The sequence below is a fragment of the Flavihumibacter profundi genome (assembly GCF_020076305.1).
Classification (GTDB): Bacteria; Bacteroidota; Bacteroidia; order Chitinophagales; family Chitinophagaceae; genus Flavihumibacter; species Flavihumibacter profundi.
The window spans coordinates 1,509,353-1,532,735 of record NZ_JAIQXE010000001.1; the positions used below are offsets into that span (position 1 = coordinate 1,509,353).

The window sequence follows — 23,383 nt, forward strand, 5'->3', positions numbered from 1 at the left end:
TTGGATAAATTCCAGTCAGTTTTGTACTTTCCAAGGTGCTGCTGTAAACTATAACATTACTAGATTTACGTATCAATTCAGCATCATGCCAGAATAATTAAAAATACGCAAAGTGAGAATTTCAAGTTTACTGTTTCTGCTCTTTTTATGCACCAAAATTACCTTTGGGCAACAGCTTGCACCCTATAAAAACCCGAAATTACCAATACCTGAAAGGGTTCAGGACTTGCTTTCCAGGATGACCCCCGAGGAAAAATTCTGGCAATTGTTTATGATTCCCGGCGACCTTGATAAAGCAACAAAAGACCAGTACAGCCATGGGATATTTGGTTTCCAGGTAAGTGCTGCCTCGAAAGGTGATGCAGGCGGCCAATTGCTTACTTATAATACATCAGAAAATGCGGTCGCGCTGACCAGGAAAATAAATGCCATACAAAAATATTTTGTGGAAGAAAGCCGGTTAGGCATTCCCGTTATAGCATTTGATGAAGCCCTGCATGGATTGGTCAGGGATGGAGCCACAGCTTTCCCGCAGTCTATCGCATTGGCCGCTACCTGGGATACTGCAGTTATGCGCAAGGTAGCCTCCGCTATTGCGACAGAAACAAAAGCAAGGGGAATAAGGGATATCTTATCTCCGGTTGTTAATATAGCCAGCGATGTTCGTTGGGGAAGAACCGAAGAAACCTATGGCGAAGATCCTTTCCTGACCAGCGAAATGGGTGTTGCTTTCGTAAAATCTTTCGAACATATGGGCATTATTACTACGCCGAAACATTTTCTGGCCAATGTAGGCGATGGAGGCCGCGACAGCTATCCTATTCACTGGAATGAACGCTTACTTGATGAAATTTACCTGGTGCCTTTTAAAGCCTGTATAGAAAGAGGTGGTTCAAGATCAGTGATGACTGCCTATAATTCCCTTGATGGCCATTCCTGTTCTACAAACCATTGGTTATTAACCGACAAACTGAAGGATGACTGGGGCTTCAAAGGATTTGTAATTTCAGATGCCAATGCGGTTGGTGGCGATGTAGTATTGCACTATACGGCAAAAACATATGCAGATGCTGGAAAGAATGCCATTAACAATGGATTGGATGTTATTTTCCAAACCGATTACCAGCACCATAAATTATTCATTGCTCCTTTTTTGAATGGGGAAGCGAATCAAAAAAGGATTGACGATGCCGTATCGCGGGTATTAACCGCCAAATTTGAACTGGGCTTATTCGAAAATCCTTATGTATCTGAAGAACTTATACAGCAATTACAACGTGAAAACCGGCACAAGGCAATTGCCCGGGAAGCCGCACTGAAATCAATGGTGCTATTGAAAAATAATAACAATGTTTTGCCATTACCCCAAAAAATCAAGCGGATTGCGGTAATTGGGGAAGAAGCCACAGCTGGGCGCCTTGGCGGCTATAGTGGCAAAGGTAATGGCACCATCAGTATATTAAAAGGTATTGAAAAAAGAGCGGGAAATATTACTGTAAACTATTCCCCTGGTGCGGGTATTCAATCAGAAAGCTGGACAGTGGTCCCGTCAAAATTCTTAAGCAGCTTAAACGGGCCTGGTTTAAAAGGCGAGTATTTCAATAACGTGGTATTAGAGGGCAAACCAGTAATGAGCCGTACCGATCCTGAACTGAATTTTTCCTGGACACTGTTTTCACCTGGAGAACCTGTGAACCTCGATTTTTATTCGGTGCGCTGGACCGGGCAAATCGTATCGCCGGAAACCGGCAACTTTTCCATTGGCCTGGATGGAAATGATGGCTACCGGCTTTTCATCAATAACCAGCTTGTTGTAGACCGCTGGCAAAAGCAATCCTACAGTACCCAAATGGCCCGGTGGCATTTTGAAGAAAATAAAAAGTATGACCTGCGGGTGGAATTTTATGAACCGGTAGGCAATGCCAAAATTCGTTTAATCTGGACCGTTGGGCAAAACAACAATTGGCGCCAGCAGATCAGTAAGGCTGTGGCAGTTGCGAGGCAGTCAGATGTTGCTATTATAACTGCAGGCATCCATGAAGGGGAGTTCCAGGACAGGGCTTTCCTGTCCCTCCCCGGTCACCAGGAAGAACTGATTGAAGCAATCGCAGCAACAGGAAAGCCAGTAATAGTTGTGCTTACCGGTGGCAGTGCCATAACCATGAACAAATGGATCAATAAAGTGGATGGTATTATTGACAGCTGGTACAGCGGGGAAGAAGGGGGAAATGCGCTGGCTGCCATACTTTTCGGAGATTATAATCCTGCAGGCAGGCTACCAATCACCTTTCCGCAACATGAAGCGCAATTGCCCCTGGTTTATAATCATAAGTCAACTGGCAGAGGTGATGATTATTATAATTTATCGGGCCTGCCCTTATTTCCATTTGGCTATGGATTGAGCTATACCAGTTTTATATACAGCCAAATTGAGCTCAGCCAAAATAATATTCGGAAAGGAAGCACAACAACAGTGAGCTGCCTGGTAAGGAATTCAGGTAAACAGGCAGGGGAAGAAGTGGTTCAATTGTATATCCGCGACCTGCTGGCCTCGATTTCGAGGCCGGTTATGGAATTAAAAGGTTTTCAGCGGGTCAGCCTGAAACCGGGCGAAGAAAAGAAAATCAGTTTCGAAATTACACCGGAAATGCTGCGTATGCTTGACAATTTGCTGAAGGAAACCGAGGAAGCCGGTGATTTCCGCATAATGATTGGTGCTTCTTCAAGGGATATCCGGCTAAAGGAAACGCTAACGGTAAAAGAATAAACTTTCTTTACCCACCAACCGGCTAAACTTATTCACATTCAAAAATTTGGGCCGATGGGTAGGGATAATCTTGTTATTTTAGTAGATATGAATAACCGATACAAAACTTTAGAAATACTTTATTCGATTGTTCAGGATACTCCTTCGCCTACCCGTTATTCTTGTAAACCAAACCAGATAATCCTTAGGCAGACCCTTCCATGGGATAGCATTATTGTTCACCTGCAGGAATTGGCAAATGAACAATTGGTGAACTTTAAACAACATGGGGTTGATTCCACTGTAACCTTAACTGAAGAAGGATTACAATATATTAAATCAGGTGCATTAAAAATGCAGAAATAAAAAAAGGGAGTTTTACAACTCCCTAAAAATCATTTTTTAATTAATTGCATTTTTTCCGGGTTCCACAACATTGCGGTATCCTGGTTGTAACTATCGTTGCATAATAATGCCGGTGCTGCTGCACGATATCCAAATGTAGCATCCTCAACTACAGATCCGCCATTGCGGATTGCAGTGAAAAAGTTCACGAAATGGTCGTGCGGTCCACCCAGGTATCCTTTTTCTGCAGCAAAAGTATATTCTTCAGGTGCAAGAATCCTTTTACGGTCTGTGATAGGTTTTCCAGCTTTCCGCATCTGTTCAATAAAGAAAGGATCATCTGATTCGATAGTTTTATTGCGCTTTACGGTTACGCTATCCCAGGTAATATCCATTGACCCTTCGCTTCCTACAAGTTTAAGATAAGTAGTGCCGCTGGTTCCGTCTACGAAATTGCAACGGAGTGACAGGTTAAATGCTGGATGTGCCTGGCTCTCCGGATAATCAAAAGTCCCTAGTAACACATCGGGTACTTCACGGCCGTCTTTCCAGTAGCGCAAACCGCCAGATGCATATACTTTATTAGGACCGAACGAGTTCGTAATAAAATGCAGGCTCGAAAACAGGTGAACGAAAAGGTCACCTGACATTCCGGTGCCATAATCGCGGTAATTGCGCCAGCGGAAAAACCGCGTTGCATCAAATGGCCGTTTTGTCGTATTGCTGATAAAAGTTTCCCAGTCAACGGAGGTTGGGGAAGCATCAGCAGGTATGGGATACTGCCATGCGCCGATCGGTGAATGGCGGGCCCAGAAACCTTCAGCATAATTTAATTCGCCGATAGCACCGTCTTTCAGCAATTCTTTCGCCTTTTCATTTCCCAGTGAAGAAACCCCCTGGCTACCGACCTGGAATATTTTACCGGTTTGTTTTTGCGCCTGGATAACTGCAGGTCCTTCAGTAATTGCATGCACCATTGGTTTTTCACAATACACATGCTTACCTGCTTTCATGGCATCGATAGAGATTTGCTGGTGCCAGTGATCAGGAGTAGCAACAATCACCGCATCAATATCCTTCCTGTTCAAAAGTTCTTTATAACTGCGGGTAGTAAACAAGTCGGCCCCCCATTTTTTGCGGGCATCTTCCAAACGGCCATTATACAGATCACATACCGCTACCAGCTTGGCACCTGGTACACCCAATGCTGTAATTGTATCCTGAGTACCCATTCCGCCCGCACCTATAAGGGCGATATTAACCTGGTCATTCGGACTAAATGGTTTTCGGAAAAGTTGTTGCTGAAAAATATTCCTTTCTTCTGCAGCAAACAAATTAGAGCCGACTGCAACTGCGGCAGTTCCGGTTGCAAGGTGTTTTAAAAAATGCCTGCGTGATGATCCGTTTTTTCTTTCCATTAGTAATGCTTTATCAATTGGTTGTTATTCAAAAAGAGTACTTAATTATTTATCAAGGGATTTAATCTTTATATCTTTCCACCTTACTTTAATGCCTCCGCCGTCGTGAATTTGCAAAGCAATAAAGCCATGGCCCTGACCAATTTTTTCATCTTTCAGGTAAACCATTTGCTTGCCGTTTAACCAGCTGGTAATTTCATCACCAATAACCTGGATTTTCATTTCATTCCATTCACCCACTTTCAGGTTTTTCTCATCTTCTGGTTTTGGTAATATCAGCCATCCCCTTCCGTATGATTCATAAATACCACCGGTGTGCTGGTCTATCGGTGCCACTTCAACCTGCCAGCCACTTATTTTTGTGCCTTCAATTCCTGAGCGTATAAAAACGCCGCTATTACCATTGGCCTCCTGCTTGAATTTCAGCTCGAGGATAAAATCCCTATAGTCCTTATTGGTTGACAGATAACCATATTGTTTATCGGGACCGCTTTCACAAATTAATTCACCTTTTTCAACGTACCATTTTTCTGTACCATGAGTGGTCCATCCGGTCAGGTCCTTACCATTGAAAATTTTTGTAAAATGTTGGCTGAATAGCTGTGTTGTAAGGAATAACACCACAATTAGGACAGTTAGTTTTTTCATTGCTGTTTAATTTAGGCAATTTTTAAATAATAAATTGGCTGGGGCATAAATTAGGAAGATTACTTGAATTACTATCCGGGGATTTTACTACTCCACCGTTTCTATGAAATAAACATTACCATTTACGGTAACAGAATGGCCTGCAGTTGCGCCTAAAAATTTGTTGCCCAAGGGTGATTGGGTTGATAAAGCAATGATGTCATTCCCATTTACCTTTAGTTTGCCTAAAGCCAGGCTCAGAAAAAAATACCCCCGATTGGTTTTGATAAGGCTTCCCTTACCAGCCATGTAACTTGCCTTGGCTGGATCAATTTTTTCCAACTCATCCCATTGCCGGATGGCTTCTTTTAGCTGGTTCCGTATGTTCTCCTGTTCCAATTGCAGCATTGCCAGAGCAGTTTCATGTTTATCACCGGCAGTACTTTTTGTTTCGTTTTTACCACTTTCTTTCAGGTCATCAAGGGAACTTTGCAAAAGGCTGATCTTTTCCTGAAGTGCAACACTGTATAATGAATAAATTGTTTCTTTAAGGGTCATCATAATCAATCTTCCTTTGTGCTTTGCCAGTAGGCATGGCCCAAACTTAGTCGATTTAAAAGAGCTGCAAACCTTAATACACTGCAAATGAGGGGAATTTTCGGCTGCATATACATGCATGAACAGATTTGTTAAGAAAATCATAATTAAATTAAACAAACGTTTAATTTAATTAAACATTTGTTTAGTTTTGCGTCGCAATGAAAGAAAATCTCCCCCAGGATCTCCATTATTCTGAAAAGCAGGTAGCTATTTTGCTGGCAACAGAACAGTTAATTGCAGAAAAAGGTTATTCTGCCAGCTCGGTTCGGGATATTGCCCAGGCGGCCGGGGTTAACGTGGCTATGATCTCTTATTATTTCGGTTCAAAGGAAAAACTACTTGAAGCCCTATTTGTGTACCGCATTGATTCCAGCAGGGTCGTATTACAAGCCTTGCTCGAAAATACCGTCCTCAACCCCTTCGAAAAATTGGAAATACTGGTGACAAGTTATGTAGACAAACTAATTAACAATTTCGCATTTTACCAGATAATGAACCGTGAACCAGCTATTAAAGAAATCAAAAATATCAGCAAGATCGTTAATGCGACGAAACAGCGCAACCAAGGTATGATCAGGCAGTTAATCGATGAGGGGCAGTCGAAAAATTTCTTTAAAAATACAGTCGATGTATCCTTACTGATGCATACCATGATGGGAACACTGATGAGTGTATGTAATAATGCTGATTACTTAAAAATTATTTATCAAAGTGAGCATTTATCTGAAGAAGAATTTGGGAATATGATGCGGGAACGCCTTAAGGTGCATTTATTCCAAATGATGAAAGCGGCTTTAACACAACCTATTACCTAACCTGTTCAACGACCTGGCATTTTTTGATTGAAGGCAAACAATAATTATAGCATGATGAAACCGTCTATCGTATTTAAATTTTTATTCCTGGCTTTCCTGCTCCCCGCAGTTCCGGCCCTGGCACAGGATATCAGGCCAATAAGCCTGGAGGAAGCTATCGAACTGGGGCTTAAGAATAGCAATAAACTAAAATTATCCACTGCGAAAATTGATGAAGCGAAAGCAATCCTAAAACAAGCTGAAGAAAATAAATTGCCGGATGTTTCGGTTTCAGGATCTGCGCTATATTTACCAAGACCCAATATTAATGTGGATGAAAGCCTGAAAGGCGCTCTCGGCGGCAGTGGCGGCGGACAGGCAACAAAACCTATTGAAGTTCATAGTGTTTTTTATGGTTCACTTAATGTGAGCGAGCCAATTTTTTCTGGTTTCAAAATAAAATCAGGCATTGAAAGTGCCCGTTACCTTGCTGAAGCAGCAAAGCTCGACAGTGACCACGATCGTGGTGCAGTTATTGAAAATATCATACTGGCATATACAAATCTGTATAAAGCAGATGCAGCTATCGGTGTAGTAAAGGAATCATTAATTGAATCAAACCAAAGGGTGAAAGATTTTACCAGCCTCGAAAAAAACGGCCTGCTGGCACGAAATGATTTACTGAAAGCGGAGTTCGAAGTATCTACCTTGGAACTTACTTTACTGGAAGCTGAAAAAGACCGGAAGCTGGCAAATGTGAATATGAATATCCTGCTTGGGTTACCAGAGACGTCAATATTGCAAACTTCTTTTCCAGCTAAAGAACTGGCTGTGGACAAATCACTGGAAGAATGGGAGACCCTTGCGGCAGATAACAGGAAGGATCTTGCAGCATTGAAACAGCGTGAAAAGGCATCTGCCAGTTCAATAACAGCTGCCAGGGGAGATTATTACCCCAGCATTGCAGTTACGGGAGGATTAATTGCAGCAGATATTCCGGGACTATTGACTATTACAAATGCAACAAACCTGGGCCTTGGCGTAAGATACAGTGTTTCCTCTTTATGGAAAACAAAAGCTAAAATCAGTCAGGCCGAAGCTCGACAGCAACAAATAATTGTAAGCCAGGCCATGTTAAATGATGGCATTCGGATGCAGCTCAACAAAGACTACCAGGAAGCAATTTTGGCAATCAGGAAGATTGCAGTATTAGAAAAGGCAGTTGAACAAGCCAATGAAAATTACCGCATCGTCAAGAATAAATTTAATAATAGCCTTGCAACGACTACTGAGGTACTCGATGCAAATGTGGCCAGGCTGCGGGCACAGCTGAATATTGAATTCGCGAAGGCTGATGCGCAAGTCAGCAATTACAAACTTGCAGAGAGCGCCGGAATACTTTCAACCAATTTTCCGGCAAGTAAATAATTATATACAATTAATGTATTGAACCGATTATGGAACCAAAAGCAAATCAACCGATTCCTGTTGAAGGAAAAAAGAAACTGAACCTGCGATTTATTGTTGTATTCGCCATCCTGGTACTGGGTGGAAGTGCGTTCGGTATTACAAAGTACATTCATGGACAGCACCATGAAGATACTGATGACGCCCAGGTAGAAGCAGATATCAGTCCCGTTATCCCAAGGGTTGGTGGGTATATCACCGAAGTCCGAGTGAAAGACAACCAACTGGTTAAAAAAGGCGACACCCTGCTAATATTGGATGATCGCGATTTCAAGTTAAAACTGGAACAGGCTGAAGCCGCTATTGCGGCTGCAAAAAACAGCCTTGGCGCCGCTGAGGCTAATACCAGTGCGTCTGAAGCTAATATTGCAACTACGAAGGCGAATGTTGCTACAATTGATGCACAGATCGAAACCGCAAAAGTTAATCTCTGGAGAACAGAACAGGATTTTAAACGTTATGAAAACCTGTTTGCGGACCACAGCATCACACAGCAACAATATGAGCAGGCGTCTGCGGCCAAACAAACTGCCGAAAAGCAATTGAAGGTTCTGGATGAACAAAGGAAAGTAGCCATCCGTCAAACCAATGCCACTGCTTCCCAAAGTAAGGCCACTGCAAAGCAAATAAACGTTTCTAATGCGAATATTCTTCAGCGCATAGCTGAACGTGACGCTGCAGCGCTTAACCTTACCTATACAGTTGTTACTGCTGGCGCAGATGGCCGGGTATCAAAAGTAAACGTTCATCCTGGACAGTTCATACAAGCCGGACAAGCATGTTTTTCCCTGGTACAAAGTAATTCCATTTGGGTTGTTGCTAATTTCAAAGAAACCCAATTGAATAAAATGGCAGAAGGCCAGAAAGCGATCATAACCGCTGATGCATTTCCCGGACAGAAATTCGCTGGTAAAATAAGCTCCTTCTCACCTGCTACAGGTTCACGTTTTTCTTTATTACCACCAGACAATTCCAGTGGTAACTTTGTAAAGGTAGTGCAGCGCCTCCCGGTGAAAATTGATTTTACCGAAGTAAATGAAAAACTAGAAAACCTTCGTCCAGGCATGAACGTTTCAGTTGATGTTCACCTTGACAAAGCGGAATAATTCATCAAGACCAGATCATTACTATGCAACAGGAATCCCTGGTTGAATATGGCAGCAGAAGGGTAATCATTACGATTACAGCAATTATGTGTGCGCTGCTTGAAATTGTTGACAGCACCATTGTAAACGTAGCCCTTAACGATATGAAAGGCAATATGGGTGCTACTTTAAGCGAAGTTGGCTGGGTCATTACTGCCTATGCTATCGGAAACGTTATTGTTGTACCTATGACCAGTTGGTTTTCACAACAATTTGGCCGCAGGAATTATTTTGCGGCATCTGTTATCATATTTACCATCTTTTCCTTTTTGTGTGGTAATGCCACGAATATCTGGGAATTAGTCGCATTCCGGTTTGTACAAGGTCTGGGAGGTGGTGCATTATTGGTAACCTCGCAAACCATTATTACTGAAAGTTATCCACCGGAAAAAAGAGGTATGGCACAGGCTATATATGGACTTGGCGTGATCATCGGACCTACCCTGGGCCCGCCACTAGGTGGCTATATCGTCACTAATTTTTCCTGGCCATATATTTTTTATATCAATATCCCAATTGGGATTATTGCAGCCGTTTTGATCATGGAATTTGTTCGCAGTCCAAAATACACTGAAAAAACAAGCTCCAGCCAAATCGACTATTGGGGGATACTATTACTGACCACCTTTGTTGGCTCCTTGCAATATGTTTTGGAACGTGGTCAGGAAGAAGACTGGTTCAATAGTTCCACCATTGTTATTACCACAATTACGGCAGTGCTTGGTTTCTTTTTCTTCATCTGGAGGGAACTTACCTACGATAACCCTATTGTAGAATTGCGGGTATTAAAAAATGGAAATTTACGCATAGGTACAATTATGTCTTTTATCATGGGCTTTGGGTTATATGGATCAACTTTCATCATTCCCTTATATACACAAAGCACTTTAGGCTGGACCGCCCAGCAGGCAGGTATGCTGATGATTCCTGCAGCCTTAACTACAGCTTTTATGATGCCTTTAATTGGCAAATTGTTGCAAAAAGGAGTGAGTCAGCCTTTACTTGTTGCCATAGGCCTTCTGATCTTTTTTGTTTACAGTTTTTGGGGCTATAAAATTCTAACACCCGATACTTCTGCAGATAATTTCTTTTGGATGCTGATTGCCCGGGGAATTGGTATGGGCATGCTGTTTATCCCCGTAACTACCCTTTCGCTCTCCACTTTAAAGGGACAACAAATTGGACAGGGTGCAGCGTTCACCGGAATGATGCGCCAATTGGGCGGGTCTTTCGGTATTGCCATGATCACTACCTATATGTCTAAACAGAACCAGGTATATCGCGCAAGGTTGATCGAACATTATACACCAGACAATACATTGTACATGTCTAAATTTAATGGTTTGGTAAGCCGGTTTATTGCCAGCGGTATGCCCGAGAACGAGGCTATCAGCAGTGCACATAAAATGATGGATATCTCCGCCTTAAAACAGGCTGCAGTGCTTTCTTATATGGACGTATTTCTCTATATAGGAATTTTGTTTTTGGTCTGTGTGCCCTTTATATTGATGGTCAAAACACATAAATTGAAGAAATCTGACCTTTCAGCTGCAGCGGCAGCACATTAAATAAAGTTTTGGCAGGGCGTTTAAAAGTGGACAAACTTTAGTGTCAGGTTTCCTGATACCCCGATAAGGTCATTATCCAAAACTCCTTTACTACTGCTTCTAAAAGTACGACCCCAAAAAAACCAGGCCTGAATCGCATCCATTTCAGCAGGTTGAATTCAACCTGAATCCCCGGTTCCAGGATAATGAAAAAATTGGAGCTGTATTCGTATTGTTCAACATCCCAATCAAACAGGTCCAGGTCGTCAAGCGGCACAGGGATGTAATTGGTAGTAACTGTAACTTCGAAAAAGATCAAAAAAAACGTATTACAAACCGTCCGCCATACAGTTCAGGGATGGTAGCAAAACTCCTGTTAATCGTGGTGAACTTAGTGCGATTGGTTCCATACCCGCCATATTTTTTATAGGAAAGTCAAATTGATACTTCCGCTATTGGCATGAACAGTAACCGGGATACCACCGCCATTCAGTTTTCCCTTTATGCTATGGTCTTCTACATCACCACTGAAATTTGTAAGTGTAGAGGTTCTTATCTGGTCAGCCTGTAATTTCAGGTCATATCCTTTGCCAGCCGGCAGCTGCAAATCGATATTTCCGCCTGAATTACTTAGCGTTAGGTATTTATCCGTAGTTTTCATGCTCACCCTGATATTTCCACCGCTTGTTGCAGACTCAAGACTGCCAGATATATTGCTTAAATCAATATTCCCGCCGGATGTACTTGCAGACAATTCACCCGAAACCTGGTCTCCCTGAACATCACCACCACTGGTAACTGCTTTGATTTTCCCTTTTAACCTGCTTAAATGCAAGGATCCACCGGAGGTCGACAGTTTTTGTTCTCCTTCACAATTTGTTGCATTTATATTTCCACCGCTGGTTGTCAGCTCAACTTTAGCTTTTGTATCAGTTACAGAAATATTCCCACCGGAAGTTACTCCATCAATTGTTCCGCCAACATGATTAATCTCAAGGTTGCCCCCACTAGTGGTAAAATCCTGCATACCTTCTTCAAGGTCACTCAAACTAATATTCCCTCCACTGGTAACAAGTTTGCTGGATACATTCCTTGATGTAAATACTTTAAAGGAAATACTTAGGGTACTGTTCCAGTTGCCATTTTTTTTCTTTGGCTTTGCAGTAGCAATCAGCTGGTTATTAACCACCGAAATATTAAGGTCATAATCTTCATCTATCCTTTTCTTTATTGCCTCTTTAGAATATTCTGAACTTTTCTTGTTACCTGCCCAAACATATACTTCAATCCTTGTGCCTTCATCAACGCCCTGAACTGAAATATTTCCACCGGTTGTTTCAACCCTTATATTCCGGACGGCTTCCTTACCAAAATTTTGGGTCAAATAGGGTTGTTGGGCTCCGGGATTCTGTCCCCGGGCCTGCATGGCAATTACCGGCAGCAGGATGAAAAGCAACTTTCTCATGTTTTTTAATTTTGAAAGGGATTATACCAAGAGAATGCCAAGTCACTAAATGATTGAATACCTTGGTTTTAGATTTTTCCATAGACTTACTACTGTTCGTTTTTGATACGTTTAATGTCCGAATTTGGCATTCATTCTCTCATCGGGAAGACCTGGATGCTTTTACTGCCTATTGTGGTTCTGGTCATGCAGTTTTGACTCCACACCAGGAAGGGAATGTAATGGTCATATTTGCTGAGGCAATTGGAGTTCCAAGTGAAAATATTTAATCCCCATATATGAGAGTAAAACCCCGGGTTAGCAGTATAGCATTGGCGTCAGACCTTTTCCAGACAGAAATGCTTATAAGATTTGCCCATAAAAACTGAGTCCGGGTATCGGTTTACTACCAATTGTACTGGACACGTTAGAATCGCTACGACCGACTATGACCGACCCGGACCTCAGTTTTGACACGCTTTTAATACAAACTTTTCAATCCTTGTGTGACAGGGAAGGATTTTGGAAATGGTTGCGAGGAAACAGAGGTAAGAACATTGATGAAAAAGCAATGGAAGGAATTATATATGAATACTACTTTGGAATGGATTTTGCTTGCCCCGTATTAAAGACCCTGGATATATTGAAGCCAAAATAAATACCACCTTTACCCCAGCTATCAGTTGTATTTGCAAGGAAAACGGGAGGAACCAGCCCTCTCGAATTAGTGAATATAAACTGGAATACATGCCCTCCTGTTTCAATATCCAAACCAGCAGATAGTGAATTGTATACTTCTTTTGAAACAACCTGGTTAGGGAACAGGTAATTGTATTCCCCGTTTATACTAAGCCGTTTTGTTAATTTGATACGCCCACCTGCACCTAATACAAAAATGTTGTTTTTATCCACCGCCTCAGGCACCAGGTTATAATGTAACCAACTGGGCGTTACCTGCAAAGAGAACGCTGTACTGAATTTCTTCGCTAACATCAGCTGGGTAAAATATTTTGTCCGATATGTGGCATCAAGGTATGGTTGGTCGGCATACCTGAGAGTGGTATAAGTTAAGCCGGTATTAAGGCTAATTGATAATGGATATTTGTTATCGGTAGTTTGTCTCAGGATTTTATATTTCAATGATCCGTCAAAATTCTTTTCAAAGGAACTCCTCCCGATACCCACCATCAAGCGATCAGTTATGCCATAATCCAGGCCGAGCCGGATCGTAGCATTGTCTAATCCGAAAAGGTCATAAGCCCCATCGCTCAATTTGCCGAACCTGTGCATAATCATAACCTGTAAAACTCCCTTTGCAGGTGATTCAATACTAGCTGTATTGAGGATATAAGTTCCTTTAAAAGTTCCGGTTACCGGCAGGTTAGCCATTTCCGGAGCCATACCTGATAGTTCATTTAATAAGGAAGCACTGTCATTCTGAGCCATGGCTTCAACAGACGAAGAAACAGTTGCAAACAATAAAACAAAAGGAAGTAGTTTTCGCATAAAGAACGTTATCTGGTTCATTGTTTTTTGCACTCAAATGAAATAAACACATCCACTTTCTTAGAAATCTTATCACGTACTAATGAAGGGATATTGATCTTATAATCTTCGGGAGTAATTTGAAATTCAGCTTTGCCCTTTAAAACACCATCTATCACCTCCAAAATCGCAGGCAGGGAAATTTCCCGGGTAACCCCATGGATGGTTAGTTTTCCATTTACCGACAATTTGTAAGTGCCATTTTTTCCGGCATCGACCGGATCAGTATATACGCCTTCGAAAACTGCTTTGGGGTACTTGTCACTTTCCACATAATTTTCGTTAAAGTGTTCCTGCATCAGGGCTTTATTAAAAAGGAAACCTTTCATAAGTATAGATGCTGCAATGCTTCTGCCGGAAGGGTCTATAATTGCCAGTAACTGTTTGTTTTCCGCAGCAATATCTTCAAGGTCGGTTTTGGAATAAAAACGGGCGACACCATTCCTTGTAATATAGTGTTGGTTAAAGCCAGCTATATAAGAACAAACCAGAATAAAAAGAAGGGCTATCTTTCTCATAGGTCAATATTTTTGGTAAACCCAGTCTAGTTATCCAAAGCACCCTGGTCTACCCAGGCTTTGATTTTTGAAATATTACAATCAGATAATTTGGCACCACCCTGTGGCATTGGAGTGTAACCCGGACTATGGGAAATAACACCAATTAGCTTGCCGTTATCGACGGCATTTGCCACACCACTATAACTGGTGAAAATTCTATTACCCGTTGGATTTGCTGCATTGTGGCAGGATGCTGTACAATTTGCAGAAACAATGGGTTGTATGTCTTTTGAAAAAGACATATTCTCAGTATTACAGCTGGTATTCGCATTCTGGCTGGCAGCGTTGTCTTTGGTGCAGGAAAAAAATGCTCCTACAGAAGCCGTAAGGAAAATAGCAATCTTCAATTTCTTTTGCATAATCTGATCTATTTTATGTTATTATTTACTTCATGGAATTACACAATCCACCATCATTACATCCATCATAAATCCTGCACATTTACCTTTAACCAAAATTTCCTTTTTATGGATATCGGCTTTAGGCATTACAGCCATTGAACAGTTTATTGCCCCTTCCGAACCGGTAAGTAAAAGAACAGACATATTACCTGAGGATGAATCAATTTCCTGGACTATTCCTTTCACTTCAATTATTTTGTTCAGGTATTTATGATTAGCAAGTAATTCATCCTGCTTATAGTCCCTGAATAAAACTGCAGCATCAATCCGAAGTTCAGTAGAACTGACCAAGGCAGTTATTCGCGGTTTATTATAGAGGTAAAAACTGTATTCTATCCCCACCCCCAGTATAACCACAAGAACAAAAGCCAGTATCATCCTTTTCTTTTGAATAGGTTTCATTAATTACTGCTTTTACCACCTCCGCCGATCCAGTCTGTAATCACTTTTTTCTCATTTGCAGTTAATGCTGGTCCACCTTTTGGCATATTGCCGTTTATTACAGCTGCGGTATTAATCTGGTCTTTGTGGGCAACGATATTGCATTCAATGGTAAAATCAAGTCCGGAAGAATGGCCGGCTACATGGCAAGTGGTACACTTGCTGTTTATCAGGGATACGACGCCTGCAAATAAAGGACCATTTGGCAACGCCGCCACGGTTACAGTGGTTGTTTTTTCACAACCATCCCCATCTTTTGCATACACTGTATAATCACCCGGAGCAACATTAAGAAAACTATTGTCCGCCTGGTAGGTACCACTGCTTCCTAAGCGATAAGTAAACCCTGTACTGCCGGCTGCATCAACTGTAATTTTTCCACTGGGTGTACATTTGTCTGAATTATTACCGGATGCGGAAACAGTAATTGTTTTACCAATACATGGATCTCCATTAAGTACTGTAAATGTTCCGGTACCTGTACATCCTGCAGCAGTTTTTGCAGTGATGGTATATGATCCGGCTGACAGGTTGCTGAATGTGCCGGACTGCTGGTAGGCACCATTATTCAGGCTGTATGTTAACCCTGTGGAACCTGAACCAGTTGCCGCAATTGAGCCTGTAGTAGTTCCTGGGCCTGTTGTATTTGTTGTTGTTGCACTTACGGTAATTGTAACACCTGCACATGGGTCAGCAGGAGTATCACTTCCACTCTTGCTACAGGAAATAAATAACGCAACCAGGAGAAGAAAATAAACCGGCGAAATGCGAAATGATTTTACTGACATATTGATCGATTTAACTTATGGAGTTATCCAACTATTACTAAACCAACCAATCGTACACAACCTTAAAAAGGTTGCTTTCAGAAAAATTATTTCTTTAAAATGGTAAATTATATTTAAGGCCTGCCTGTAAGCCAAAAGAATAGATAAACACTTTCCCTTCACCAATACCGCGTAATGGTATATTAAAATAAGGTGCTGCCAATATGGAAATTTTTTTGTTTAATACTCTTTCATAACCCACTGAAACACTAGCGCTGGAAAACAAATTAAATACACCGGTTTCAAAGGTATGAGTAGAATAAACAGGATTACCATAGCGCAAATAATCATATTCATAATGCTCCTTTTTCATAATTGCTGAGCTTAAGCCGGCAATTGCAAACCAATTATTTTTTTTACGCTGGGCAAAAATATACCGGACCGAAATTGGGATTTCCAGAACGGAACAATCTGCATCCACAGATTCAATCACATAATTCGGGTTATCATAATATGAACCAGGCTTGGGCGTATAGTCTCCTTCACCAGCGGTATATATTTTACCAGACCTGAAAATTCCAGCCTGTATTGCCCAATGCTTATTGAAACTATACCCTACACCACCACCAAATGATAATGCCGCATCTCCCACTCCCCGGCTTTTAACAAACGACCATTCCGGCGCCCCTGCTCCATATATATATAAATGTGCCAGTTTAGCCGTTATCTTTTTGCTGGCGGCCTGGCTTGTTGCGGCTTGTTGCGTCATGCTATCAGCAGACCGCTTTGCCAAATTTTCCGGTGTTTCCTGCGCTATTGGTTTTACAGTATCTGCAATTACCGGCTGTGCTGTTTCTACAGATTCTGGTTGAACCAATACTTCATCATGATTCCCTAACTCCTGTGTTTCCCCGCCATTTTTCTGTTTTACTTTTCCATTTTTAGTCTGCTTGATATTTTGCCCTATTGAAATTTTTGAAATTTCACTTTTTCTCCTTTGCTCCTTACGTGCTGCCTTAACTCCTGGAACTATTGGTTTTATTCCAGCATCTATACCGTTTTCTGAAATTTGCGAAACACCAGTTTCAGCAATAGATTTAGTTTGCGTGTCCGCTTTCACTAAAAGGTTTTCATTCTTTCCATTTATAGGGTTTGAAGGTGAAATATTCCTGTTGGTTTTATTACTTTCTATTAGTTGTTGTTGGATTTTTGCAGCCGGTTGATCATTTTCAATTCCAGGACTTCGTAGAAATTTTGTAACGGCAATAGTTCCACCAATCAGCAATAAAGCACCGAACCACCACCACCAAAAAATAATCCTTCGGCGTTTTTTCTTCTCGTCGTCTAGCATGGCTTCCATTTTTTGCCATGCTTCTTCATTAACCGGAGGGCCAGGCTGCCGCACAGCTTCCCTGAACAGGTCGTCGAATGAATTATATTGCTCTTTGTCCATGTGTTTCTAGTTGTGTCACTTTGTTTACAATCATTTTTTGAAGATTAATCCTTGCTTTTGACAGGTTCGACTTTGAGGTACCAACGGCAATATTCAGCATTGCGGAAATTTCTTCGTGAGAATAGCCATCTATTACATACAGGTTAAACACCATGCGATAGGCTGGTGTCAATCTGGTAATCATTTCCAATAGTTCTTTGTGTGATAATCGTTCAAGTCCAGTGGCAGCCACAGGGATATTCTCAAGGGTTTCTCCCTGGTCATGGACAAAAAGGAACCTACCCTTCTCCTTTCGCACATGATCAATGGCTGTATTAATAAATATGCGGCGTATCCAACCTTTTAACGAGTTCTCCAGGGAATCGTATCGAGGTTTAAAGTACCCGATCTCGTGGAAAATTTTTAAAAACCCATCATTAATCACTTCAATGGTTTCTTCCTGCTGGTGCACATAGCGGTTACAAATGCTGAAGGCATAGCCGTAAAAATCCGAATAAAATTTCTTTTGGCTATCCCTGTCCAGCAAAGCACACCCTGCAACCAGTGCAGGTAAGCTTTCCTCAGCACCTATTATTACACTCATGTATTGGTATATTTAACGGTACTTTGTCAGCATAGGTTGCCCCGATGTAACATTTTTTTTCAAAAATCTGGCTTATACCGGCAAACAAGCTGGTTTATTTGTTCAAAACCACTTAATTGTTATTAAAAAAACCCTGATAATCAACTGCTTTTAAAGAGAAGGGATCAATGGTATGGTCAAGTAATACAGCCAATTCAGCGCGGGTTAGTGGTCTTTTTGGCAAATAATCCTTTAATCCCCACTTATTCCATTGGGCCTCTATCATAACAGTAAATAAGGCATTATTAGCCATATGGTTCCGGGTTTTTCTGGGTACTTTTTCGGGGTGTTTTTTGGCGGTTTGGAAAAGTATACCTATGGCCTGGTCAATCGTAAGCAAATCGTTATTAAAATCAGGCCAGTTTACACTATCGAACTCTTTGTAATCAGTCCGGAATGTTTTAACAGAAACCAGTGAGTCGGGATAAAACCAGGTCTGGTTTTCCCAGTGGTAAGGGACGCCTGTTCCCCTGAGTATCCCACATAACCCGGTCTTTTGTATCGCTGAAAAATACGGATTTGTAGGTGGCACATCGATGTAAGGTAACAGGTACACTTTCCCCTCCAGTAATTTCTGCTGGAGCTTGCGTACGCCAATCTGTGCAGGTTGCACATGATGCCTGGCAGATAAAGCAGCCAGCATACCCGCTGCTTGACCGGTTAACATTACACAAGGTTGTAATCTAGTAGTACCATTTACCACATTGCTAACACTAATTCCTTTTTCGGCAATAACCAATCCTTTTACTGTTTTCGGAATAAGGGTACCAAATGGAATTGCAAAAGAAGGAATCGGATAAAAATCCAGGTGTTGCGGGGCAACAGGATTTTTTTTATGATGATGGTCAATCGGATAATCACCCACAGCAATCCCGGTCCTGTAAAGCGGGCTTGATGCGTTATAAGGATCAGCAATTTGGGTTATAGTATACCTGACCAGTCCATTTACGCGCCTGCCTTCGCGGTAGTAAGGAATTATCGGCAAACGGTCCGGTGTAGGAAATTCATCGTTGGCCAAACCAAGATTCTTGTACCCAAGTTGGGACTGGATAAAATAAATAAATCTTAGGGTAGTCTCTTTCGAGGCTTCCAGTTTTTGCATTCTCTCAGCCGGGCTAAGTTCAACCAGGTTTAGGTAGGTATCATTTCCCCTTATAGGCCAGTTGATCAGGTATTTGTCATTGGGTAATTTTGCATATTCCAGCATTTTTTTAGCATCCACGGTAGGTTTTGGCAGTGAAGGATTGGTATAATAATCAGTACATGCGCCATCAAACTCAGCAGGATCATAACCAGAAGGCTTAACTATTGTACAATCTGATGCTTGTCCATAGTCTTTTAAAATGGCCACATAGGTAATATCCTGGATAATATCATTTGTGGCTTTGACTCCAACGTTTTCTCCGGTTATCTCATCCGATTCCATTCCTAAACTATAAGGTACTTTACCCAGAAACATAAGATCGCCCAATTCAGTGGCATCAATGGTAATTTCTGCACTGATCTGCAAAGTATCATTATCCTGATTTATAAATCCTGCTCCCCCAACCCTATCCCCATTTTTTGTTACAACATAGGGACTATACCCGTAAATAACTTTCAGGAATTTTTCCTTTGCTGCCATCACCTTAAAAATGCTGTCGCCCACATGGGGTTCAAAAAGGCAATTCGACACCCATCCGGTTTGCAAAGCTGCTTTCCCGCCGTATACTTTATACAATTGCTCACGGAACTCCTGCCATATTCCGGAAGGCAACTGATCGTTACCATCTGTGGCAGATACCCCTGCCGAGGTTAACATCCCCCCCAGCCAGGAAGAAGATTCTACCAAAATTGTCGGTATTTGCATGCGGGCAGACTGAATTGCCGCAGCCGTACCACCGGTTCCACCACCAACTACCAAAACCGCTGTTTTCTGCGACCTTTGCGCAAACAATGGATAAACCAGCAATACCAGAAATGCGAGGGATAAAGTAAATTTTCGGTTTATCATTATAGTTATTAAAAGCGCTGAAGTAAATAATTAGGGGTTTAGCCAATTTATGATTTTAAGCAGTTATTTCACACTATATACCCAATTTTCCAGTCAAACCGGTCTAAAATTTGACTAGATTTAATTTTTATTTCAGGAACTAATTTAACAAACCCAATGTATGGCTTTCATCGACTACTATAAAATATTGGGATTAGATAAAACCGCTTCCACAGAGGATATCAAAAAAGCCTACCGGAAACTGGCCAGAAAACACCACCCCGATTTAAATCCGAATGATAAGGATGCCCATCTTAAATTTCAGCAGATCAATGAAGCAAATGAAGTTTTGAGTGACCCGGAGAAACGCAGGAAATATGATGAATATGGTGAAAACTGGAAACATGCCGATCAGTTTGAACAATCCCGCCAGCAACAGCAGCGCTATGGCAAGCAGGGATTTGAACCATTCGGCAGCGAAAGTGATGGCGACCATTATTCCGACTTTTTTGAATCGCTTTTCGGAGGGCAGTTTGGGCGGGAAAAGAAGGGAGGTGGAAGAAGTAGTTCATCGGCCAGGTTCAGGGGACCTGATTACAATGCAGAACTTCGCCTTCCCCTTAGACAGGCATACATCACCCACCAGCAAACACTAAATGTACAGGGAAAGAACATCCGCATCACTATTCCGGCTGGCATTTCGGACGGGCAGGTTATCAAACTAAACGGTTATGGCGGGCCTGGAATAAACAATGGTCCAACTGGTGATCTTTATATAACATTTGTAATTGAAGCAGACAAGCATTTTAAGCGGCTCGACAATGACCTGTATGCAAATGTAGAGCTGGACCTTTATACAGCTGTATTAGGCGGGGAAACAACAATAGATACAATGGATGGTAAAGTAAAACTGAAAATCCCCCCTGGTACCCAAAATGGCACAAAAGTGCGCTTAAAAGGAAAAGGTTTCCCGGTTTACAAAAAAGAGGGTGCTTTTGGTGACCTGATCGTTACCTATTCTGTTAAAATTCCTACGAACCTGAATAAAGAACAAACGGAACTCTTCCGGAAATTATCAACCATGTAATTTTAATCATTTTTTATGTCCTTCCAGTTAATTTCAATTACAGAATATTGCAGTAATTATCAGGCTGATCCCTCGTTTATTGCAGCATTGCAGGAAGAGGGAATAATTGAAATCATCGTCAGTGAAGAAAACAGTTTCCTTTTGGCTGAGCAAATTCCCGAACTCGAAAAATATACCCGCTGGTATTATGAAATGGGGATAAACAGGGAAGGTATTGATGCTATCAGGCAATTACTGCAAAGGATAAACAACCTGCAGGAAGAACTAAGAATAATGAGAAACAGGTTATCGTTTTATGAATCAATTAATGAGCTGAAGTTATAGTATGAAGACAGTTGTGCTGGTTTTGTTGTTACTGATTTCTCTTTATGGTGCAGGCCAAACATGTACGAACATTGGTCAAAATCCATCTACAGCTTTTCCTGTCTGTGGTACTAGTATTTTCAAACAGACCAGCGTTCCCTTGTGCGGAAACCACGCATTGCCATCTCCATGTAAACGGGATGGAGTAACAGATACAAACCCGTTTTGGTACAAGTTCACCTGTTTTCAGGATGGAACTTTGGGTTTTTTAATAACCCCGAATAACCTTGGTGATGATTACGACTGGGAATTGTATGATATCACCGGTCATAATCCCAATGAAGTGTTTGTGGATGGCAACCTGCCTATCGCGTGCAACTGGAGCGGTGAAAAGGGATTAACCGGAACATCTACCGGCACCAATGGCTTTTTTGTTTGTGGCGGCTATGGAAAGCCTTTATTCAGTAACATGCCCTTCCTGAAAGCAGGTCACAATTATCTTTTATTAGTGAGTCATTTTGATCCATTCACAAATTCAACAGAAGGTTATACGCTAGAATTCAAAGGAGGCTCTGCGGTAATTACTGACCCGACACCGCCAGCACTGAAATCTGCCAACGTTAACTGCGGGGCTGATAAAATTGCAATTAAATTAAATAAAAGAATGCTTTGTAGCAGTATTGCCGCTGACGGATCAGACTTTTACATAGACCCTATAAAAGCAAATAGCATAGCAGGTTCCGGCATAGCCTGTTCTGCAAAGTTCGATACAGATTCGATAGAAATTACTTTAAGCCAGCCCTTACCACCGGGTGATTATACCCTAAAAGTAAAAGTTGGAACGGATGGCAATACCATTTTGGACTTTTGTGGAAATGGCATCCCCATTACAGACCAGGTACCTTTCACGGTTTTACCCAGTGCCCCGGTACCGATGGATAGCCTTTCTGCAGTTAGTTGTGCTCCACAACAGTTAACACTTGTATTTAAGAAAAATATTTCCTGCAAAAGTATTGCTGCAGATGGCAGCGACTTCCTGGTTACCGGAAGCTATCCTGTTAACGTAACTGCTGCTGCAGGAAACTGCACCGAAAATTATACCCGTGAAATTATCGTAACCTTAAATAAGCCACTGCAACAGAAAGGAGATTTTAAAATTCAATTGAAAAGAGGTACAGATGGAAACACCATCCTGGACGAATGCTCAGAAGAAACACCGGCAGGGGCATCATTGCCATTTACAATAAAGGACACGGTTAGTGCTGATTTCACTTACGACCGGCAATATGGCTGTTCAAAGGACCTCGTTTACTACAGGCATCCCGGATCAAACGAGGTAAATAGCTGGAAATGGAATCTTGACGAAAGCCTCAGCAGTTCACAGCAGAACCCAACCGCATCTTACAGTATTTTTTCCTCAAAGCAAGTATCCCTAACGGTTAGTAACGGATTTTGCAACGATACAGCTACGGAAACAGTTGTACTCGACAATTTTATAAAAGCCGGCTTCAGTGTACCAGAAGACAACTGCCCGCTTGAGCCTATTACCTTTAACAGCGAATCAGTTGGTAATTCATTAACCCATTTCTGGAATTTCGGGGATGGAAATTCCTCTGCCGAACAATCTCCGGTGCATACCTATCAAAGATTCAACAACACCAGGGAATTACGTGTCCAGTACACCATTACTGACAGTATCGGTTGTACCAGTACGATAGAAAAAAATATTAAGATATATGTAAGTTGTTTCATTGACGTGCCCAGTGCATTTACACCCAATGGTGATGGCAAAAACGATGTGCTTTATCCGCTTAATGCGGTAAAAGCGGAAAACTTATTATTCAATGTATATAATCGCTGGGGACAATTGGTATACTCTACCAGGGACTGGAAAAAAGGGTGGGATGGCCAGTTTAATTCTGTTTTACAGGAATCCGGGCTTTATGTATGGACACTCAATTATACTGACCGTGACTCAAAAAAACAGTTTTCCCTGAAAGGAAAAACAATGTTATTGCGATAATTTGTGGCTATAAACCTGATGGTCTTGTTTAAAACCCTCACTGCACGATACAGCAAGCGGCAGAATTCCCCAATAA

At 41.7% G+C, this 23,383-nt stretch carries 22 protein-coding genes; 9 read left to right on the plus strand and 13 right to left on the minus strand.

All coding sequences use genetic code 11. From position 1 onward, the window contains the following. Positions 1-112: 112 nt before the first annotated feature. Both LAQ65_RS06520 and LAQ65_RS06525 read left to right on the plus strand, forming a co-directional pair. Positions 113-2,767 carry a glycoside hydrolase family 3 C-terminal domain-containing protein gene (locus LAQ65_RS06520; RefSeq protein WP_224116140.1) on the plus strand — a complete coding sequence of 885 codons (2,655 nt, stop codon included), beginning with the start codon at positions 113-115 and terminating at the stop codon, positions 2,765-2,767. 54 nt (positions 2,768-2,821) lie between these two features. After that, the gene (locus LAQ65_RS06525) at positions 2,822-3,112 is read left to right on the plus strand and encodes a hypothetical protein (protein ID WP_224116141.1); all 291 of its coding nucleotides are present in this window, start codon (positions 2,822-2,824) and stop codon (positions 3,110-3,112) included. 29 nt (positions 3,113-3,141) lie between these two features. Here LAQ65_RS06525 and LAQ65_RS06530 read toward each other — a convergent pair whose 3' ends face one another. The 3 genes from LAQ65_RS06530 to LAQ65_RS06540 form a co-directional block, all read right to left on the minus strand. After that, positions 3,142-4,509: a Gfo/Idh/MocA family protein gene (locus LAQ65_RS06530; RefSeq protein ID WP_224116142.1), complete on the minus strand. Its 1,368-nt coding sequence runs from the start codon at positions 4,507-4,509 to the stop codon at positions 3,142-3,144. A gap of 45 nt (positions 4,510-4,554) precedes the next feature. Next, positions 4,555-5,157 carry a 3-keto-disaccharide hydrolase gene (locus tag LAQ65_RS06535; RefSeq protein ID WP_224116143.1) on the minus strand — a complete coding sequence of 201 codons (603 nt, stop codon included), beginning with the start codon at positions 5,155-5,157 and terminating at the stop codon, positions 4,555-4,557. A gap of 87 nt (positions 5,158-5,244) precedes the next feature. Then, entirely contained in the window at positions 5,245-5,697 is a 453-nt protein-coding gene (locus LAQ65_RS06540) for a hypothetical protein (protein ID WP_224116144.1), read from the minus strand. 197 nt (positions 5,698-5,894) lie between these two features. On the opposite strand from LAQ65_RS06540, the gene LAQ65_RS06545 reads away from it, so the two are divergent. Genes LAQ65_RS06545 through LAQ65_RS06560 form a run of 4 tightly spaced genes read left to right on the plus strand, consistent with a single transcriptional unit; the run spans position 5,895 to position 10,710 of the window. Beyond that, complete coding sequence (locus LAQ65_RS06545; protein ID WP_224116145.1) at positions 5,895-6,551, plus strand: TetR/AcrR family transcriptional regulator; 657 nt, start codon at positions 5,895-5,897, stop codon at positions 6,549-6,551. A 54-nt stretch (positions 6,552-6,605) separates the two neighbouring features. Further along, a complete protein-coding gene (locus LAQ65_RS06550) occupies positions 6,606-7,958 on the plus strand; it encodes a TolC family protein (protein WP_224116146.1) in 1,353 nt (450 codons plus the stop codon). Positions 7,959-7,987: 29 nt separating this feature from the next. After that, on the plus strand, positions 7,988-9,103 hold the full coding sequence (locus LAQ65_RS06555) for an HlyD family secretion protein (RefSeq protein WP_224116147.1): 1,116 nt from the start codon (positions 7,988-7,990) through the stop codon (positions 9,101-9,103). Positions 9,104-9,126: 23 nt separating this feature from the next. Beyond that, on the plus strand, positions 9,127-10,710 hold the full coding sequence (locus LAQ65_RS06560; RefSeq protein WP_224116148.1) for a DHA2 family efflux MFS transporter permease subunit: 1,584 nt from the start codon (positions 9,127-9,129) through the stop codon (positions 10,708-10,710). 43 nt (positions 10,711-10,753) lie between these two features. Here the strand turns inward: LAQ65_RS06560 and LAQ65_RS06565 are convergent, their stop codons facing one another. The 10 genes from LAQ65_RS06565 to LAQ65_RS06610 all read right to left on the minus strand — a co-directional run bounded on the left by LAQ65_RS06565 (position 10,754) and on the right by LAQ65_RS06610 (position 19,915). Continuing rightward, entirely contained in the window at positions 10,754-11,008 is a 255-nt protein-coding gene (locus LAQ65_RS06565; protein WP_224116149.1) for a hypothetical protein, read from the minus strand. A 105-nt stretch (positions 11,009-11,113) separates the two neighbouring features. Next, positions 11,114-12,154: a DUF4097 family beta strand repeat-containing protein gene (locus LAQ65_RS06570; protein WP_224116150.1), complete on the minus strand. Its 1,041-nt coding sequence runs from the start codon at positions 12,152-12,154 to the stop codon at positions 11,114-11,116. A 573-nt stretch (positions 12,155-12,727) separates the two neighbouring features. Continuing rightward, a complete protein-coding gene (locus LAQ65_RS06575; protein WP_224116151.1) occupies positions 12,728-13,639 on the minus strand; it encodes a DUF5777 family beta-barrel protein in 912 nt (303 codons plus the stop codon). A 17-nt stretch (positions 13,640-13,656) separates the two neighbouring features. Next, positions 13,657-14,196, minus strand: coding sequence for a YceI family protein (locus LAQ65_RS06580; RefSeq protein WP_224116152.1), 540 nt, complete (start codon positions 14,194-14,196; stop codon positions 13,657-13,659). A gap of 26 nt (positions 14,197-14,222) precedes the next feature. Continuing rightward, a complete protein-coding gene (locus LAQ65_RS06585) occupies positions 14,223-14,597 on the minus strand; it encodes a c-type cytochrome (protein WP_224116153.1) in 375 nt (124 codons plus the stop codon). A 30-nt stretch (positions 14,598-14,627) separates the two neighbouring features. Beyond that, positions 14,628-15,041, minus strand: a complete 414-nt coding sequence (locus LAQ65_RS06590; RefSeq protein WP_224116154.1) for an OB-fold putative lipoprotein — start codon at positions 15,039-15,041, stop codon at positions 14,628-14,630. Then, the gene (locus tag LAQ65_RS06595) at positions 15,041-15,868 is read right to left on the minus strand and encodes a hypothetical protein (RefSeq protein WP_224116155.1); all 828 of its coding nucleotides are present in this window, start codon (positions 15,866-15,868) and stop codon (positions 15,041-15,043) included. The genes LAQ65_RS06590 and LAQ65_RS06595 overlap by 1 nt, the downstream gene beginning before the upstream one ends. Positions 15,869-15,962: 94 nt before the next feature. Continuing rightward, entirely contained in the window at positions 15,963-17,300 is a 1,338-nt protein-coding gene (locus LAQ65_RS06600; RefSeq protein WP_224116156.1) for a PorT family protein, read from the minus strand. Further along, entirely contained in the window at positions 17,281-17,883 is a 603-nt protein-coding gene (locus tag LAQ65_RS06605; RefSeq protein WP_224116157.1) for an RNA polymerase sigma factor, read from the minus strand. The genes LAQ65_RS06600 and LAQ65_RS06605 overlap by 20 nt, the downstream gene beginning before the upstream one ends. A gap of 112 nt (positions 17,884-17,995) precedes the next feature. Beyond that, positions 17,996-19,915 carry an FAD-dependent oxidoreductase gene (locus tag LAQ65_RS06610; RefSeq protein ID WP_224116158.1) on the minus strand — a complete coding sequence of 640 codons (1,920 nt, stop codon included), beginning with the start codon at positions 19,913-19,915 and terminating at the stop codon, positions 17,996-17,998. A gap of 160 nt (positions 19,916-20,075) precedes the next feature. Here LAQ65_RS06610 and LAQ65_RS06615 point away from each other — a divergent pair, with 160 nt between their 5' ends. The 3 genes from LAQ65_RS06615 to LAQ65_RS06625 are packed head-to-tail and all read left to right on the plus strand — an operon-like array spanning position 20,076 to position 23,307. After that, positions 20,076-20,981, plus strand: coding sequence for a DnaJ C-terminal domain-containing protein (locus LAQ65_RS06615; RefSeq protein ID WP_224116159.1), 906 nt, complete (start codon positions 20,076-20,078; stop codon positions 20,979-20,981). 15 nt (positions 20,982-20,996) lie between these two features. Then, complete coding sequence (locus tag LAQ65_RS06620; protein ID WP_224116160.1) at positions 20,997-21,305, plus strand: chaperone modulator CbpM; 309 nt, start codon at positions 20,997-20,999, stop codon at positions 21,303-21,305. Between the two features lies 1 nt (position 21,306). Further along, positions 21,307-23,307 (plus strand): T9SS type B sorting domain-containing protein, encoded by a 2,001-nt coding sequence (locus LAQ65_RS06625; RefSeq protein WP_224116161.1) that lies wholly within the window; start codon positions 21,307-21,309, stop codon positions 23,305-23,307. Positions 23,308-23,383 lie beyond the last annotated feature (76 nt).